Source organism: Kurthia massiliensis, assembly GCF_000285555.1.
Classification (GTDB): domain Bacteria; phylum Bacillota; class Bacilli; order Bacillales_A; family Planococcaceae; genus Kurthia; species Kurthia massiliensis.
In genome coordinates this window covers 418,056-434,696 of the sequence record NZ_HE610996.1, presented here as the reverse complement: position 1 = coordinate 434,696, position 16,641 = coordinate 418,056, and the positions used below count along the sequence as shown (strand labels likewise).

General features: G+C 39.4%; 18 protein-coding genes. 13 read left to right on the top strand and 5 right to left on the bottom strand.

Annotated elements, in window-relative coordinates:
- The first annotated feature begins 88 nt into the window (after positions 1–88).
- The 3 genes from KMHG_RS17255 to KMHG_RS02535 are packed head-to-tail and all read left to right on the top strand — an operon-like array spanning position 89 to position 1,452.
- Positions 89–451 (top strand): CidA/LrgA family protein, encoded by a 363-nt coding sequence (locus KMHG_RS17255; RefSeq protein WP_010286625.1) that lies wholly within the window; start codon positions 89–91, stop codon positions 449–451.
- Complete coding sequence (locus KMHG_RS02540; protein ID WP_010286624.1) at positions 438–1,115, top strand: LrgB family protein; 678 nt, start codon at positions 438–440, stop codon at positions 1,113–1,115. Before KMHG_RS17255 ends, KMHG_RS02540 begins: the two co-directional genes overlap by 14 nt.
- Positions 1,116–1,158: 43 nt before the next feature.
- Positions 1,159–1,452: a UPF0223 family protein gene (locus tag KMHG_RS02535; RefSeq protein WP_010286623.1), complete on the top strand. Its 294-nt coding sequence runs from the start codon at positions 1,159–1,161 to the stop codon at positions 1,450–1,452.
- Between the two features lie 37 nt (positions 1,453–1,489).
- On the opposite strand, the gene KMHG_RS02530 is transcribed toward KMHG_RS02535, so the two are convergent.
- A complete protein-coding gene (locus KMHG_RS02530; RefSeq protein WP_010286622.1) occupies positions 1,490–2,122 on the bottom strand; it encodes a YktB family protein in 633 nt (210 codons plus the stop codon).
- A gap of 143 nt (positions 2,123–2,265) precedes the next feature.
- On the opposite strand from KMHG_RS02530, the gene KMHG_RS02525 reads away from it, so the two are divergent.
- A complete protein-coding gene (locus KMHG_RS02525) occupies positions 2,266–2,463 on the top strand; it encodes a YkzI domain-containing protein (protein ID WP_010286621.1) in 198 nt (65 codons plus the stop codon).
- Between the two features lie 98 nt (positions 2,464–2,561).
- On the top strand, positions 2,562–3,356 hold the full coding sequence (locus KMHG_RS02520) for an inositol monophosphatase family protein (protein WP_010286620.1): 795 nt from the start codon (positions 2,562–2,564) through the stop codon (positions 3,354–3,356).
- 249 nt (positions 3,357–3,605) lie between these two features.
- Here KMHG_RS02520 and KMHG_RS02515 read toward each other — a convergent pair whose 3' ends face one another.
- Complete coding sequence (locus KMHG_RS02515; protein WP_010286619.1) at positions 3,606–3,791, bottom strand: DUF5325 family protein; 186 nt, start codon at positions 3,789–3,791, stop codon at positions 3,606–3,608.
- Positions 3,792–3,973: 182 nt separating this feature from the next.
- Between KMHG_RS02515 and typA the strand changes: the two genes are divergently transcribed.
- Positions 3,974–5,818, top strand: coding sequence for a translational GTPase TypA (gene typA, locus KMHG_RS02510; protein WP_010286618.1), 1,845 nt, complete (start codon positions 3,974–3,976; stop codon positions 5,816–5,818).
- A 93-nt stretch (positions 5,819–5,911) separates the two neighbouring features.
- On the opposite strand, the gene KMHG_RS02505 is transcribed toward typA, so the two are convergent.
- The gene (locus KMHG_RS02505; protein ID WP_010286617.1) at positions 5,912–6,115 is read right to left on the bottom strand and encodes a YlaI family protein; all 204 of its coding nucleotides are present in this window, start codon (positions 6,113–6,115) and stop codon (positions 5,912–5,914) included.
- Positions 6,116–6,127: 12 nt separating this feature from the next.
- Positions 6,128–6,619: a hypothetical protein gene (locus KMHG_RS02500; protein WP_010286616.1), complete on the bottom strand. Its 492-nt coding sequence runs from the start codon at positions 6,617–6,619 to the stop codon at positions 6,128–6,130.
- 177 nt (positions 6,620–6,796) lie between these two features.
- Here KMHG_RS02500 and KMHG_RS02495 point away from each other — a divergent pair, with 177 nt between their 5' ends.
- The 7 genes from KMHG_RS02495 (at position 6,797) to KMHG_RS02465 (ending at position 15,497) form a co-directional block, all read left to right on the top strand.
- On the top strand, positions 6,797–7,078 hold the full coding sequence (locus KMHG_RS02495) for an Fpa/YlaN family protein (protein WP_010286615.1): 282 nt from the start codon (positions 6,797–6,799) through the stop codon (positions 7,076–7,078).
- Between the two features lie 60 nt (positions 7,079–7,138).
- Entirely contained in the window at positions 7,139–8,314 is a 1,176-nt protein-coding gene (gene ftsW, locus KMHG_RS02490) for a putative lipid II flippase FtsW (RefSeq protein WP_010286614.1), read from the top strand.
- Between the two features lie 13 nt (positions 8,315–8,327).
- Positions 8,328–11,765: a pyruvate carboxylase gene (gene pyc, locus KMHG_RS02485; protein WP_010286613.1), complete on the top strand. Its 3,438-nt coding sequence runs from the start codon at positions 8,328–8,330 to the stop codon at positions 11,763–11,765.
- A gap of 176 nt (positions 11,766–11,941) precedes the next feature.
- On the top strand, positions 11,942–12,403 hold the full coding sequence (locus KMHG_RS02480) for a DUF420 domain-containing protein (RefSeq protein ID WP_010286612.1): 462 nt from the start codon (positions 11,942–11,944) through the stop codon (positions 12,401–12,403).
- A gap of 86 nt (positions 12,404–12,489) precedes the next feature.
- A complete protein-coding gene (locus KMHG_RS02475; RefSeq protein ID WP_010286611.1) occupies positions 12,490–13,530 on the top strand; it encodes a CAP domain-containing protein in 1,041 nt (346 codons plus the stop codon).
- 13 nt (positions 13,531–13,543) lie between these two features.
- The gene (locus KMHG_RS02470; RefSeq protein ID WP_010286610.1) at positions 13,544–13,990 is read left to right on the top strand and encodes a YlbF/YmcA family competence regulator; all 447 of its coding nucleotides are present in this window, start codon (positions 13,544–13,546) and stop codon (positions 13,988–13,990) included.
- Between the two features lie 148 nt (positions 13,991–14,138).
- The gene (locus KMHG_RS02465; protein ID WP_010286609.1) at positions 14,139–15,497 is read left to right on the top strand and encodes a tetratricopeptide repeat-containing diguanylate cyclase; all 1,359 of its coding nucleotides are present in this window, start codon (positions 14,139–14,141) and stop codon (positions 15,495–15,497) included.
- A 138-nt stretch (positions 15,498–15,635) separates the two neighbouring features.
- Here the strand turns inward: KMHG_RS02465 and KMHG_RS02460 are convergent, their stop codons facing one another.
- Positions 15,636–16,541, bottom strand: a complete 906-nt coding sequence (locus KMHG_RS02460) for a glycerophosphodiester phosphodiesterase family protein (protein ID WP_010286608.1) — start codon at positions 16,539–16,541, stop codon at positions 15,636–15,638.
- Positions 16,542–16,641: the final 100 nt, after the last annotated feature.

Genomic DNA, 16,641 nt, shown 5'->3' with positions numbered 1-16,641 from the left:
TTGCGCAAAAATTGAATGCCTATTCATTATTTGTTTGACGAATGTTTTGTCAAAAATATACAATTGTCTACAACAGGGGGTGGCCACATTGAAAGTCGTTCGTATCATTTTACAAATTGCGGTATTGTATATGTTTTGTTTCATTGGCACGGTCATTGTCGATTTTTTACATATACCATTACCGGGTAGTATTATTGGCTTAATATTGCTACTAATTGGATTACTCACGAAAGTAATTCCTGATTGGTTTGTGAAAGAAGGCGCAGGATTTTTGTTGTCGATTTTAACGTTGTTATTTATTCCGGCAACGGTTGGCATTATGAATTATCCAGAATTGTTATCAGGGTACGGTGTGTTGCTCGTTGTCATTGTGTTGATTAGTACGTTATTTACACTCGTGCTAACAGGAAAAATTGCACGACGAATGGAGGGAGAGCATGATCGCACTTAGTTTCGTCGCATTAACAGTCGGTATTTTTATGTTGATGACGTGGGTGTATAAACGCTCAGGCATTTCGTTTTTATTTCCCATTTTAACGTCGACAATTTTACTGATCGTGTTGCTCGTCGTCATGGATGTGCCGTACGATACGTACATGAAAGGTGGCTTTTTCATTAATTGGTTGTTAGGGCCTGCCGTCGTGGCGATGGCGTATCCACTTTACACACAGTGGGAGACGATTATGAAAAACCGTAAAATTATTTTAAGCTGCGTTGGCATTGCGATGGTGATGGGCATGATAAGCGTATTATTATGCGCATCAATTGCACGTTTAAAAGATGAGGTCATGTTAAGCTATTTACCAAAATCGATTACGTCACCTGTCGCACTGCAAATTAGTGATATGATCGGTGGCATTCCACAGTTCACCGTCTTTTTCGTCATCGTTGCGGGGATTATCGGTGCCATTTTAGGGCCGACTTGTTACCGCATTTTCCGTATCGATACACCGGTTAGTCGCGGCGTCTCGATGGGGAGCGCTTCACATGGGATCGGTGTCAGTAAGTTAACGGAATACGGTGAACGTACGTTATCAATTGGTTCGGTGTCGATGACGCTTAGTGCGATTTTAGGTGCTGTACTTTGTCCGATTGTTGCCTGGCTACTGTTTTAACGTGTACAATAGCGATACAACGTAAAAAAGGTAGGGAATGTACATGGAATATTCTTATCCATTTTCATTAGATTGGTCTTCAGAAGAAATCGTCGACGTCATCGCATTTTTCCAAGCAATTGAGAAAGCATATGAGTCAGGTGTTCGTAAAGAAGAAGTCATGAACACATATCGTCGCTTTAAAGAAATTGTTCCAGCGATGTCTGAAGAAAAAACGTATTGCCGTGAATTTGAACAAGAAAGTGGCTACGTGCCATTTTCAATCGTCAAAAAGGCAAAAGAAGCACCGGCTAAAGCGGTTATCAAAGGCGAACCGAAAGGTAAAAAACGCAAATAAAAAAGAGCGCTGTCTACAAGGACAGTGCTCTTTTTGATTAGGCGCGATTTAACATCGTTTTATAAATTGGCAGTAAGGCGTCAAACGTTTGTTCAACGACTTGGTCGAATGCTTCAGGTGACAATGCAACGGCTTCTTCACGTGACAACGTACGGCCGACGATGAATTCACCTTTTTTCACATTTTGAAGACGTTTCAACAATTTTTCAACATCGCCTGCGTTGAGCGCTTCATCTATATTTTGCGTCGTAGGTGACATATGATCACCTGAAACGTAAAAGTTTTGAGGGAGTTGTGCAAATAGTGCTTCGTTATTTAATAAACGCTCTGCCATCTCATCTTTATTTGGCGCTTCATAAATAACAGCTAAATTGATGAATAGATGGCTTTCAAATAAACCAATTTGGAAATGTGGCATAGCTTTATAGCCACGTTTATTCGGTGCGAAAGCGACCCAGCTATCGTGTGGTGGGTTGACAGTACGGCGCGCATGTTTCGCAACGTGTGCAAAAAATTCTTCGTCGAGTGCAACGGAAAAATAATTTGAAAATGTCTCCCCTAAAGTTTGAAATTTTGGACGTACACGTTCGATTAATGCAGCCATGCGTGGTTCTAATCCATCAATTGTAAATACGTCAAAGTCATTTGCTGTCCATTGTACAGTTGTCATTGAAAATCTCCTTAATATTTATTTATAGGTTTATTTTAGTCGAAATGTGGGAAAATTTCTTGTACAAGAGCTTAGCAACATAAAGAAATAACAAACGTGAAAAAAGTTCTTGATGACCGCCTAATTCTAAGGAGATGATCAAGATGAAACAAGTTATGAATATTGTACGTAAGACGGATTTTGAACGTAAATATGTCAATGGCTTAAAGCTCGAATTGGATTATGAATTAGCGACGTTATTTGATGCAATGCATACAAATGATGATACACAAATAGAGGCGAGTAAGAAACGTTTGAGTGAGTTACACTCAGAATTGGAGGCACTGCATGCGTTCGCATAAAATGATGTGTAAAATTATTATTTAAGAACACCTGACGAGAAGTAGTTGCAGGTGTTTTTTTGTTATACTAAAAGAAAAGTGTGTGAAGGGGTGGCACGATGGATATACAAGCATTACATGACTACACGTTAACGATCATTAAAGAAGCAGGAGAACGCATTAGACGTTCATTCTTTGAAACGATGGAAATCGAAACGAAATCAAATGCCAATGATTTAGTGACGAACATCGATAAAGAAATCGAAGCGTTCATCGTGAAAAAAATTCATGCCTACGATACGAGCTTTCGTATTTTAGGAGAAGAAGGAATGGCACACGAACAAATTACATCGTTAGAAGGCGTCGTTTGGATGGTTGATCCGATTGACGGCACGATGAATTTCGTTCGCCAGCGACGTAACTTTGCAATCTCGATTGCGATTTATGAAGATGGAGTAGGACGTGCAGGATACATATATGATGTCGTCGCAGATGAATTGTACTATGCAATCGCTGGCAACGGAGCATTTATGAACGGTCAACGTTTGAGCAAACTTGAACCGATTGCGTTAAATAAATCAATCGTCGGTATTAATGCAGTATGGGCGACGCCAAATCGCAAAATCGAGCATGAAGGTGTGATTCGTCTGTTCCGTCAACTGCGTGGCACGCGTTCACTCGGTTCTGCTACGTTAGAGATTATGGCGGTTGCGACAGGTCGTATTGATAGTTATATTTCATTACGTCTATCACCATGGGATATTGCAGCGGGTATTATTATCGCTGCGGAAGTAGGGGCTGTAGCGAGTACGCTAGCGTTACAGCCGGTCAATTTATTGGCGCAAGATACATTTATTATTGCCAATCCGAGCATTCATCGTGAAATTGTCGAACAATATGTCACATTGAAATAAAAAATGCGCATCTTCTCGGTGCGCATTTTTTTATTTTCTATTTGTGTGAAAAAACGTTGTCTATCCAGCTTTTTTCGGTCTAATTGGAGGAGAATTGCTAACGTTTCTATTTATTTTTTGTAAAAGTTTGAGCAACTCTATTGTATAAAAAGGTGAGACAGTGCTACTATAAAACTTGTGAATTTAACGGCAACGTATAATGTATTAAAAAAATGCACATTCATGTCGAATGTGCATCTTTTTAAAAGATTATAATAGTCCGCGTTCACGGAATTTGCGTTTTAAGCTGAATGCATATCCGAAGATTGCGCATACAAGCACGATGCCTAAGATAGCGCCAAATATGCTATCTTCTGCAATAGAAACGCCAATTGAACACATTGACAGAATGCCAGCAAGTGCTAGCAATGCCATGACGACTTTTGCTTTGTTCATAAAGTGAAACCTCCAATTGTGGTATCTGCTATACATTGTGAATCGAAATAGTTATTTTCGCAAGGTATTCGAATTATAATTTACAAAAAAATTTAAACGAGTCGTAAAAAATCGCCAAATACGATGAGTTGTGCTATAATATCACAGTTATGGACTCGAAATAAAAAAAGTGGAGTGGAACAATGACTAACTTACGTGAAGATTTAAGAAACATTGCAATTATTGCCCACGTCGACCATGGTAAAACAACCCTAGTTGACCAATTATTAAAACAATCAGGTACATTCCGTTCAAACGAACATATTGAAGAACGCGCAATGGACTCAAACGATATCGAACGTGAACGTGGTATTACAATCTTAGCTAAAAATACTGCTGTTAAATACGGCGATACAAAAATCAATATTTTAGATACACCTGGACACGCCGATTTTGGTGGTGAAGTAGAACGTATCTTAAAAATGGTAGACGGCGTACTTTTAGTAGTCGATGCTTATGAAGGTTGTATGCCTCAAACACGTTTCGTACTGAAAAAAGCTTTAGAACAAGGGTTAACACCAATCGTTGTTGTAAATAAAGTCGATAAAGATTCAGCTCGTCCTGAAGAAGTAGTAGACGAAGTATTAGATCTATTAATCGAACTTGGTGCAGACGAAGATCAATTAGACTTCCCAGTTGTATACGCTTCAGGCGTAAACGGTACAGCATCTCTTGATCCAGACCCAGCAAACCAAGAAGAGAACATGAAATGCTTATTCGAAAAAATCATCGAACACATTCCAGCTCCAGCTGATACTCGCGAAGAACCATTACAATTCCAAGTAGCATTACTTGACTACAATGACTTCGTAGGTCGTATCGGTATCGGTCGTGTATTCCGTGGTAAAATCCACGTTGGTCAATCAGTAGCACTTTCTAAACTAGATGGCACTGTGAAAAACTTCCGTGTTACAAAAATCTTTGGTTTCTTCGGTTTAAAACGTGAAGAAATCCAAGAAGCTGTATCTGGTGATTTAATCGCCGTTTCAGGTATGGAAGAAATCAACGTAGGTGAAACTGTATGTCCACAAGACAACGTTGATCCGCTACCACCAATGCGTATTGATGAACCAACATTACAAATGACGTTCTTAGTAAACAACTCTCCATTCGCAGGTCGCGAAGGTAAATGGGTAACAGCTCGTAAAGTTGAAGAACGTTTATTATCTCAATTACAAACTGACGTATCTTTACGTGTAGAACCAACTGATTCTCCAGATGCATGGACTGTATCTGGTCGTGGTGAACTTCACCTTTCTATCTTAGTTGAAAACATGCGCCGTGAAGGTTACGAATTACAAGTATCTAAACCAAAAGTTATCATCCGTGAAATCGATGGCGTCAAATCTGAACCAGTTGAACGCGTTCAAATCGACGTTCCTGAAGATTGCGTAGGTTCTGTTATCGAATCTCTAGGTGAACGTAAAGGTGAAATGCTTGATATGGTCAACGAGGGTAACGGTCAAGTACGTTTAGTATTCATGGTACCAGCTCGTGGCTTAATCGGCTACACAACTGAATTCATGTCTCTAACAAAAGGTTTCGGTATTCTTAACCACACATTCGACTCTTACCAACCAGTCGTTGCTGGCCGTGTAGGTGGCCGTCGTAATGGTGCGTTAGTATCTATGGAAACTGGTAAATCAACTACTTACGGTATGATGCAAATCGAAGACCGTGGTACATTATTTATCGAACCAGGTACTGAAATTTACGAAGGTATGATCGTTGGTCAAAACACTCGTGATAACGATATCACTGTAAACGTAACAAAAATGAAAGCTAAAACTAACGTTCGTTCTTCTAACAAAGACCAAACAAACGTAATCAAAACACCAAAAATCTTAACGCTTGAAGAAGCATTAGAATTTTTAGATGACGATGAGTACTTAGAAGTAACACCAGAATCTATTCGTTTACGTAAACAAATCTTAAACAAAAACGAACGTGAAAAAGTTTCTAAAAAGCACCGCGCTTCTGAAAAATAATTCGTGAAGCAAGAGAAAAAGGCTGCCGCTTGTCGGTAGCCTTTTTTGTATACATAAAAACACGCACAAGTTTCAGCTCGTGCGTGTTTTCATTTAAAATGATTCTTCTACGCTATGATTACCACGACGAAACTCAAATTTACCTGTTTCTAAACGGTCAATCGTTTTTTCAGTGACGCGCTCGTAACATTCATCACACATAAACGTATGAATCGGACGATTACGCAGTTTTTTGGCTTCTGGTGAGAAGTCGGGAATTTCATGGATTTCATCACAAATAACGCATTGTACGCGCATGCAATTGCCTCCTTATCGTACGTCGATATTGACGATCGCTTGGATAGGTTCATTTTCACCTTTTTGATCTAGTAAATAAACTGGACCATCTTCAAGCATTTTACCGTCTTGGCTGAATTTTAAAATCATTGTTTTTGCTTCGTCGATCGTATATGCATATTCATTGCCATTCACATCAATAAAGACAACTTCTTTTGCATCTGCTTTCGGTTCAGCATTTTCAATGAACGGTTCAAGCATCATACCAAATGTGCCTGTACGCATTTCTTTATGTGTATATTTTTTTTCAGTCGTTAACGTAGGTGGGAATACGGCACCTTCCATAATTTCACGTGACCAGAACTTGCCCGCTTCCTCAACGTATTTTTCATCTTCATCTACTGAGACGTGTTCTTCTGTAAAATAAGTTGTTAAATCTAATTTACGGTCGTCAAAAATCCATGTGCTTGCGTCTAATGTAATCGCAAAATTGACGTTCCCTTTAATTTGGATAATAGTGTCCATTATTGCTGCCTCCTTGACATAACGTTCCATGTAACAGTATAACCTTTTTTCTATTTGTTGAGGAAAGATTTTGACTGATTCCGAAATTTGCTGAGTAGATGCTTGCATTTTTCTATTGATACCGCTAAAATTTATATGATAGAACGATAAGAAATATCAGGTAATGGGGGCGTCCTCATGGATACAAAATCTCAAAGTTCGTATCAGGAGAAGGCATTAGAACTCCTAATTGCCGATGCGGATAAAATTGCACAACTAATTCGAGTACAAATGGAAAACTTAACAATGCCACAGTGTCCATTGTATGAGGAAGTTTTAGATACTCAAATGTTCGGCTTGTCTCGAGAAATCGATTTCGCCGTAAAATTGGGTCTTTTAGAGCGTGAAAAAGGGCGCGAAATTTTGGACTCATTAGAGAAAGAATTATCAGCGCTTCACGACGCGTTCACAAAGAAATAAGACAAAAAACTCAAACAATTTTGTTTGAGTTTTTTTGCTTAAATGTAAGCGAGGGACATGATGAAAACTTATTTAAAAACATATTTTAAAAATTTTGATTTCCCATTATTTGTTACATATACATTGTTATGTTTGTTCGGACTTGTTATGATTTATAGTGCGAGTATGGTTTGGGCAGTCAAAAAGTTAGGAACGACACCAGATTACTTCTTTAATCGCCAATTAATCAACTTAGTGCTATCATTCATTGCATTTTTTGTTGTAGCAGCGATTCCTTATCAAAAATATCGCATTAAGAAATGGTATACCGTAATTTTAATGACTGCGTTTATTTTACTCGTCCTCGTTAAAATCATTGGTATAGCACCAGGGGGATCAGGTGCGAAAAGTTGGATCAACTTAGGATTTATGAATTTACAACCGTCAGAGGTCGCAAAATTGGCGTTCATTATTTACTTTGCTGCGATTTTCAAGCGTAAAGAAGAACGTAATTTATTGAGCAGTTTTAAAACAGGTTACTTACCACCGTTTATCGCCTTGTCGATGGCTGTGCTATTAATTTTAGCGGAGCCTGACTTCGGTGGCGCCATGCTCGTATTATGGATCGCACTATCAGTCGTCATTACGAGTGGCATTCGTTTTAAAACATTTGCAATTTTTGCAGTACCGGCAACGATTTTAGGCGCGATTTTTGTCGTCCTCGTTGTAAATTTCCCACAATTGTTCGTTAGTGGGAAACGTGTCGGTCGTATTTCTGCTTTCCTCGATCCATTCGAAGATGCAAAAGGCTACGGTTATCAGATTATTAACGGTTATTATGCAATCGGTGCAGGTGGCCTAAAAGGGGTCGGCCTCGGTCAATCTGTACAAAAGCTCGGTTATTTACCAGAGCCACAAACAGATTTCATCGTAGCTATCATTGCAGAAGAATTAGGGATATTTGGTGTTACGATCGTATTAGGTGGATTATTCTTCTTAATCGCTCGTATTTTCGTCATTGGCATTCGTTCAACAGATAGTATGGCTCGCATGATTTGTACAGGTGTTGCAACTTGGATTGGCCTTCAAACATTCGTAAATATCGGTGGCCTGTCAGGGATTATTCCTTTAACAGGTGTACCACTGCCATTTATTAGTTACGGGGGTACATCAATCTTGTTATTATCAATTGCGCTCGGCGTCGTTGCAAATATTTCAAGAGATGTAAAGTCCAAGCATTTAAAACGAAAAGCTTAGGGGGAATTTGTTTATGGCAATAAACAAAATTTTAGTAGCGAATCGCGGAGAAATTGCTATCCGCGTCTTCCGTGCATGTACGGAATTAAAAATTCACACAGTAGCGATTTATTCACGAGAAGACAGTGGTTCTTACCACCGTTATAAAGCAGATGAGGCTTATCTTGTTGGGGATGGGAAAAAGCCGATTGATGCGTATTTAGATATTGAAGACATTTTGCGTATCGCAAAAGAGTCGGGTGCAGATGCTATTCACCCCGGCTACGGTTTTTTATCTGAAAATTTAGAATTTGCAAAGCGTTGTGAAGAAGAAGGCATCATCTTTATTGGTCCAAAACCACAACACTTAGATATGTTTGGCGATAAAGTAAAAGCGCGTGAACAAGCGATTAAAGCACATATTCCAGTCATTCCAGGCACAGACGGTCCAGTGAGTTCTTTTGATGAAGTGAAACAATTCGGTGAAACGCACGGATATCCAATCATCATTAAAGCAGCACTTGGTGGTGGCGGTCGCGGTATGCGTGTCGTACATAGTGCGGACGAAGTGAAAGAAGCGTATGATCGTGCAAAATCAGAGGCGAAAGCAGCTTTCGGTTCTGACGAAGTGTACGTAGAAAAGTTTGTCGATAAGCCAAAACATATCGAAGTACAAATTTTAGGTGATACACAAGGCAACCTTGTGCATTTATACGAGCGTGATTGTTCGATTCAACGTCGTCACCAAAAGGTCGTTGAAATCGCGCCATCAAACGCACTATCAGCGCAACTGCGTCAAGATATTTGCAACGCAGCTGTGAAATTAATGAAAAATGTTGATTACGTCAATGCCGGAACGGTCGAATTTCTTGTATCGGGTGATAAATTTTACTTCATCGAAGTTAACCCACGTGTTCAAGTAGAGCATACGATTACAGAAATGGTTACAGGTATCGATATCGTCCATGCACAAATTAAAATTGCAGCCGGACATACATTGCACGACGATGTGATTCAAATTCCAACACAAGCTGCCATTAAATTAGATGGTTTTGCGATTCAATCACGTATTACTACAGAAGACCCTGCGAATGATTTTATGCCGGATACTGGTAAATTAACGGTATATCGTTCAAGCGGTGGCTTCGGTGTACGTTTGGATGCGGGTAATGGCTTCCAAGGTGCGGTGATTTCACCCCACTACGATTCATTACTCGTGAAATTATGTACATGGGGCAATACGTTTGAAGAAGCAGCGAAGAAAATGGATCGTAACTTACAAGAGTTCCGTATTCGAGGCGTGAAAACGAATATTCCATTTTTAGAAAACGTTGTTCGTCATGAATCTTTCATTAGCGGAGATTTCAATACGAGCTTTATCGATTCGAACCCTGATTTATTAAAATTCCGTGTGCCGCGTGATCGTGGCACGAAATTACTAAGCTATATTGGTAACGTCACAGTAAATGGTTTCCCAGGCATTGAGACGAAAGCGAAACCGATTTACCCAAAACCACACAAACCGGATTTGAAAGTTTATCAAGAAATTCCGAAAGGGACGAAGCAAATTTTAGATGAGCGAGGCCCTGAAGGTTTAGCAAAATGGATTAAAGAACAAGATGACGTCTTATTAACAGATACGACGATGCGTGATGCACACCAATCGCTTCTTGCAACACGTGTTCGCTCACACGATATGTACAATATCGCAGATGCGACAGCACGTATTATGGGTGGCGATTACTTCTCACTTGAAATGTGGGGTGGTGCAACGTTTGACGTCGCTTACCGTTTCTTAAAAGAAGATCCATGGCAACGTCTGCGCTTCTTACGCCAAATGATTCCGAATACGCTATTCCAAATGCTACTGCGCGGTGCGAATGCAGTTGGCTACAAAAACTATCCAGATAGTGTTATTAAAGAATTCGTCAAAGAAGCTGCAAAAGAAGGTATCGACGTCTTCCGTATTTTCGATAGCTTGAACTGGTTACCAGGAATGCAAGTAGCAATCGATGCGGCACGTGATGCAGGGAAAGTGGCGGAAGCGACACTTTGCTACACAGGTGATATTTTAGACGATACACGTTCGAAATATACAGTTGATTACTACAAAAAAATGGTGAAAGAGCTCGAAAATGCAGGGGCGAACATTATCGCAATTAAAGATATGGCAGGTTTATTAAAACCGAATGCGGCATATGAACTTGTTAGCGAATTAAAAGCAGCAACAGATTTACCAATCCACTTGCATACGCATGATACGAGTGGTAATGGTATTTACTTATACGCGAAAGCAATTGAAGCGGGTGTTGATATTATCGATACAGCGGTCGGTTCAATGTCAGGTTTAACGTCTCAACCGAGCGCGAACAGCTTATACTACGCATTAAAAGGTAGCGAACGTCAATTGCGCATGGATATCGACGGTGTTGAAAAAATTTCATACTATTGGGAAGATATTCGTAAATACTATAAAGATTTCGAAAGTGGCATGATTAGCCCGCATTCTGAAATTTACGTGCATGAAATGCCAGGTGGTCAATATTCAAATCTTCAACAACAAGCAAAAGGCGTCGGCCTTGGCGATCGTTGGGAAGAAGTGAAGAAAATGTATTCACGCGTCAATATGATGTTCGGTGATATTATTAAAGTAACGCCATCATCAAAAGTTGTCGGTGATATGGCATTATTTATGGTTCAAAACGATTTAGATGAGCAATCAGTCATCGAGCGCGGGGATACGTTAAGCTTCCCAGATTCAGTGATTGAGCTGTTTGAAGGGTATTTAGGTCAACCATATGGTGGCTTCCCTGAAAAACTGCAAAAAGTTATTTTAAAAGACCGCACACCGATTACGGTACGTCCGGGTGAGTTATTAGAAGACATTGATATTGAAGCCGAGCGTAAAGCGTTATGCGATAAATACAACCGCTTAATGACGACACAAGATGCGCTTGCACACGTGTTATATCCGAAAGTATTTGAAGAATATATGGCGACGTTCGACTTGTTCGAAAATGTTTCGGTATTAGATACACCGACGTTCTTACATGGCCTACGTTTAGGCGAAGAAATCGAAGTGTTGATTCAAAAAGGTAAAACGCTCATTATTAAATTAGTTGCTATCGGCGAACCCCAACATGATGGTACGCGTAACGTTTACTTTGAATTAAATGGTCAACCACGTGAAGTAACGGTACAAGATTTAACGGTTGAATTATCAGGTGATGCGAAACGCAAAGCAGATCCAGCGAATGCAAATCAAATCGGTGCGACGATGCCAGGTACAGTATTAAAAGTAGCAGTATCAAAAGGTAGCCCAGTCAAACGCGGTGAACATTTATTAATTACTGAGGCGATGAAAATGGAAACAACTGTTCAAGCGCCAAAAGACGGGGTTATTAAAGATATTCACGTTGCAGCTGGTGATGCGATTTCAACAGGTGATTTACTCATCGAAATGGAAGAATAATAGAAGACTAAAATTCATCAGATGACCAGAACAATACTAAAAAAAATGAGTAACTGCCTGTAGGTAGTTGCTCATTTTTTTTGTTCACGATTTATTCATCCCATTTTAAATGAAGGCTTGCTATAATGAAAAAGAATCAATCGGCAATTACTTTAAATCGTTAGGAGATCAGCGAGATGAATTTACCTATTTTACCGACGATTAGTACATTTTTTATCGTGTTAAGTGCAGTGTTAATTGCAATTGGCTGGGTATTAATCAAAAAACGTAAAATTGCAGCCCACAAAAAAGTAATGATTGCAGGGGCAATTTCAGCGTTAACGTTCTTTATTATTTATGCGTCACGTACGATATTTATTGGGAATACAGCATTCGGCGGTCCAGAAGAATTAAAAAAATACTATACAACATTCCTCGTATTCCACATTATTTTAGCGACATCAGGTGGGGTATTTGGTCTTGTGACATTATGGTTAGGCTTTAAAGAAAATTATAAAAAGCACCGTAAAATCGGCCCTGTAACGAGCATCATTTGGTTCTTTACAGCGATTACAGGTGTTATTGTATATTTATTGTTATACGTATTTTACGAAGGCGGCGTTACAACGTCGGTATTTAAAGCAATCATTAATCCATAAAGCGGAAAATCCAAAACGCGTGTCGTTTTGGATTTTTTTTATGTTACGTTATAATTGATTGTATTACGTATGATGGAGAGAGAATGTTGAAAGTAATTTATAAAGTGTTAATCGTCCTCGCGCTATTGCTCGTTGTTTTTTTCTATATGAATACGTCGGTGAAAGAAAATGAAGTATTAAAATCACCGAATCAAATGTATCCAGAACAAAAGGCGCCTCAATCAAATAGCGATGCGATGCCAAGACCGACAGAGGGGTATTCAACGTATGTTGGAAAAGATATTAGTACGTTACAAAATAAACTTGGAAAACCTGACCGCACAGGCCCATCTGCGTATGGGTTTGAATGGTGGGTGTACAATCAACAAGACCAATATATACTCGTTGGTGTAGAGAAAAGTAAAATCGTGCAACTATTTATGACAGGGAAGCAAGCTGATGCGACACCGTTTGAGCTTGGCCAAACGATTGAAGACGTTTATCGTACGACGATTACGGATACGGAAGTACACGTGAAAATTAAAGGTAGTACATACACGTTTATGCTGAATGAAGAAGAATTACAAACGCGCTTACTCATTATGTATGATGGCGTCTATGCGCAGTTATTTTTCGATGAAGCAGATGGTGAGCTAGAAGCGGTGCGTTATTTAGATGGTAAAACGCTCGTGAAAACGAAGCCATATGATATGACGTATGTCGGTAATTTATTAACGGCGAAGACACCATCTTCGTTTGAACAACAAAATATTAACGTCGAAAACGCGACACAATTAGCAGAGTTAACGAACGTTTTCCGCGAGCAAAATGGTTTAAAACCACTCGTATTCGATAACGATACGATTATGTTAGCAGCAAATCAAAGTGAAAACTTTGCTAAAAATAAAGATGAAGAAGACGAAATGAGTTTAAAAGAGCAGTTGAAACGTGCGCATATCGACTTTGAAAGCGCCGCAGAAAATGCAGCGGAAGATTATGTCGATGCGCCCGAAGCAATGCATAGTTTTATGAATTCTAAAAAACATCGTAAAACGATGCTCGATGACCGCTTTAATTTAACAGGCACGGGAGCATTTGGCCAAAACTACGTGCAAATTTTCGTTGAAGGACCTGAACAAGCACAATAAGGAGTGAACGTATATGATGATGACATCCGAGTGGGCATTCATTTTAGATGAAGTGGATCAATTAAGTGATATGATTCGCCAGTCCGACGTGTATGCAGCACTAAGAGAAGCGCAACAAGTCGTTTATAGCGATGCGGCACTCGTTGCACAAATTCAAGCATTTAACGATATGAAAGTGCAATATGAAGATGTGCAACGTTTCGGGAAATATCACCCAGATTATAAGACGATTATGAAAGATATTCGCCAAATGAAACGCGCACTTGACCTCGATGAACGTGTAAGTCAATTACGTTTAGCGGAAAATAATTATCAAGATTTACTTGATGAAGTAAGCATAGTAATTGGAAAGAATGTGTCTCAATCTGTAAAAGTACCTGTCAGTAATCCGTTTTTCGCACAAGACTCGGGCTGTGGTAGTGGTTGTGGTAGCGGTGGTAGTTGTTCTTGTAGTGCATAATAAGGAAAAGAGACTGAATGTAGGAAGTAAAATACTACACTAGTCTCTTTTTTTGTATTTTTATATGTAAAGACAGATGTGTAATTGCCTGTTAAATCAGAATTTGATAGAATTAAAAGGAAATAAAGAAAAAAATAGGTGGAATATTATGGACAAAGAGGAATTTAAACAACTCGTTCTGACGTTAGATGAGCTGATGTACGAATCTAAATATATTGAATATTTAGAACTATGTGAGCCGACGATTGATTTAGGTATCGAACTGCATATGTTTAAAGACGTATTGTTAATTATGCGCCAAGTTTCAGAATGCTACTATCAATTAGGCCATATCGACACAGCGATTGAAAAACTCGTACCACTGAAAAAGATGATTGCTGATTATGGCACCGAAGAAGATTATATTTACTTCTTAAATTTATCATATATTTATTGGGATGAAACCGGTGATAAAGAACATGCGGGAACGTTTTTATATAAAGCGTTGCCGATTGCGCGTCGTGGCAATCATCGCGTCATGTTGCGCAAAATATTAAACAACTTGACGGCGTTACATATTATGACTGGAAAGTATACAGAAGCATACCAATATGCGCTAGAAACGCGTGAATTGTTACAACAAGAGTTTAGAGGGAAACGAGAATTATCCCCTTCAGATTACATGCCACCACTCATTAATCATGCCGTTATTTTAGAGCGTTTAAATCGTTTAGAAGAGTGCGAGGAAATTTTATCGCACGGTTTTAAACATGTACCAGAAAATCGTATCATTTCGCGTTTGAATTTAATGTTTACTTTGAGTGAAGTGCGCAGAAAACAAGGGCGTCTTGAGGAACAATTGGACATTTTGTTAGAAGCGCGAACGCTGGCGCTAAGCCATAATTTTACGACGAATAGTATCGAAATTTTAAATGCGCTCATTCAATATTATAAAAATACGCGCGATGTGGATGCGTTGATTGAAGCGCAGGAACAATATATCGAAGTGCTAGAAAAAGCACAACAACAAGATTTAAAGACACGTCTGTCAAAAGTAGAACAATTAGCAACGTTACGTGTTGACCATCGCGCTTTTATTGATCCATTAACGAAAGTATACAATCGTAAATATTTTGAACGTACGTATTATGGCGATTTAAAAGGAAGTACGTATTTATTTTGTTTTTTAGATATTGCACATTTTAACGTTTATAATGAGCAGCATGGACAATTGGCAGGGAATGAGTTATTAAAACAATTCGCTTATTGTGCAGCTGAGTTATTTAACGATAAAGGTTTATTTGCGCGTTACTACGGCGATCGTTTTTACGGTATTATTCCTTGTGCTGACGAGGAGGAAGCGGCGCGCTGGTTAACGCAGTTACAACGCGCGTTCATTACCTTACCTGTAGATGTGCGAATTGCTAGCATTTATTTTGAAAAAGATGATGGGATGCTGTTAGCGCATTTAGTCGAATATGCAGAACAACATTTAACGACAGCTAATCCATTATTGACGCTCGTATAAAAAAGAGGCTGGGACATAAGTGTACAAACACCATCTCAAATGAGCATAAAAAAACCCGGAATCGCGCTGTGGCGCGGTTCTGGGTTTTTGCTGTGAACGCTAAAAAAGGAAAATGAAATGTTTTGTCCCAGCCTCTTTTTAGCGTTCTTGTATAATTTGCATCGCAATGTCTGGGCGATCTGTGACGATGCCGCGTGCACCACGATTGATAAGTTCTTTCATATCGAGTGGATCATCAATTGTCCAGTACATTACAGGAATGTTCAATTGATCTAAAAATTGAATGAAATGTTTCGTGTCGAGTGCAATGACGCTACCGTAATGACGTGGAATTTGGAACACATCGACTTTTGGATTATACAGATGTTTAAATTGGCTCGTGAACGCGGTATACGCTTTTGTCACTTCACCACGACCTGCACCGAGCGCTACGCTGTTTTGTGCATATAAATTAAAACGATCGATTTGTTCGTCGTAAAAACTTGTGACAACGACGCGATCGGTTGCATCACATTCTTCAATGAGACGCCATAATTTCGACGGCATTAAACCGCCTTCATATGTATCAGGAGCGTCTTTCATATCAATATTAATGAACATGTTCGGGAATGTCTTGAAAAGTTCTTTTAATGTGACAATACGTTCTGGCGTTTCTCGGTAAGCGAAATGACCTTCTAAATCGACGAAGTGATGACCGAAATTAAATTGTTGCAGTTGTTCAAGCGTCATATCTGCCACGCGGCCACTTGCTTCACACGTACGATCGATATATTCATCATGGAACACGACGATTTCTTCATCTTTCGTTAAGCGAATGTCGATTTCGAAACCATCAACGCCAAGGTCAGCAGCATTTTTAAACGCAGCCATCGTTTGTTCAGGTGCTAAATGTGAACCCCCACGGTGTGCTAACACGATAGGACGATCATATGTTAATGCTTGTTTACTTTCACGACGCTGTGGTGCGGCCATTGCTTTTGTACCTGCCCACGCTGCGGCACTCGCTGCTGCGATTGCTACGGCGATTTTCGTTTTTTTACCCATTAAAAAATCCTCCTTCAAATATGCAGACTTCTTTTATATATTATACTCGAAATAGATGACTTCTGTCAGCTTGTGTAGGTTGCGGAAAAATTTGACGCTA

What these genes read in the sequence shown, in the direction of transcription:
- KMHG_RS02540 (WP_010286624.1), top strand. Translation starts at nt 438, where the DNA reads ATGATCGCACTTAGTTTCGTCGCATTAACAGTCGGTATTTTTATGTTG.
- KMHG_RS02535 (WP_010286623.1), top strand. Translation starts at nt 1,159, where the DNA reads ATGGAATATTCTTATCCATTTTCATTAGATTGGTCTTCAGAAGAAATC.
- KMHG_RS02530 (WP_010286622.1), bottom strand. Translation starts at nt 2,122, where the DNA reads ATGACAACTGTACAATGGACAGCAAATGACTTTGACGTATTTACAATT.
- KMHG_RS02525 (WP_010286621.1), top strand. Translation starts at nt 2,266, where the DNA reads ATGAAACAAGTTATGAATATTGTACGTAAGACGGATTTTGAACGTAAA.
- KMHG_RS02520 (WP_010286620.1), top strand. Translation starts at nt 2,562, where the DNA reads ATGGATATACAAGCATTACATGACTACACGTTAACGATCATTAAAGAA.
- KMHG_RS02515 (WP_010286619.1), bottom strand. Translation starts at nt 3,791, where the DNA reads ATGAACAAAGCAAAAGTCGTCATGGCATTGCTAGCACTTGCTGGCATT.
- typA (WP_010286618.1), top strand. Translation starts at nt 3,974, where the DNA reads ATGACTAACTTACGTGAAGATTTAAGAAACATTGCAATTATTGCCCAC.
- KMHG_RS02505 (WP_010286617.1), bottom strand. Translation starts at nt 6,115, where the DNA reads ATGCGCGTACAATGCGTTATTTGTGATGAAATCCATGAAATTCCCGAC.
- KMHG_RS02500 (WP_010286616.1), bottom strand. Translation starts at nt 6,619, where the DNA reads ATGGACACTATTATCCAAATTAAAGGGAACGTCAATTTTGCGATTACA.
- KMHG_RS02495 (WP_010286615.1), top strand. Translation starts at nt 6,797, where the DNA reads ATGGATACAAAATCTCAAAGTTCGTATCAGGAGAAGGCATTAGAACTC.
- ftsW (WP_010286614.1), top strand. Translation starts at nt 7,139, where the DNA reads ATGAAAACTTATTTAAAAACATATTTTAAAAATTTTGATTTCCCATTA.
- pyc (WP_010286613.1), top strand. Translation starts at nt 8,328, where the DNA reads ATGGCAATAAACAAAATTTTAGTAGCGAATCGCGGAGAAATTGCTATC.
- KMHG_RS02480 (WP_010286612.1), top strand. Translation starts at nt 11,942, where the DNA reads ATGAATTTACCTATTTTACCGACGATTAGTACATTTTTTATCGTGTTA.
- KMHG_RS02470 (WP_010286610.1), top strand. Translation starts at nt 13,544, where the DNA reads ATGATGATGACATCCGAGTGGGCATTCATTTTAGATGAAGTGGATCAA.
- KMHG_RS02465 (WP_010286609.1), top strand. Translation starts at nt 14,139, where the DNA reads ATGGACAAAGAGGAATTTAAACAACTCGTTCTGACGTTAGATGAGCTG.
- KMHG_RS02460 (WP_010286608.1), bottom strand. Translation starts at nt 16,541, where the DNA reads ATGGGTAAAAAAACGAAAATCGCCGTAGCAATCGCAGCAGCGAGTGCC.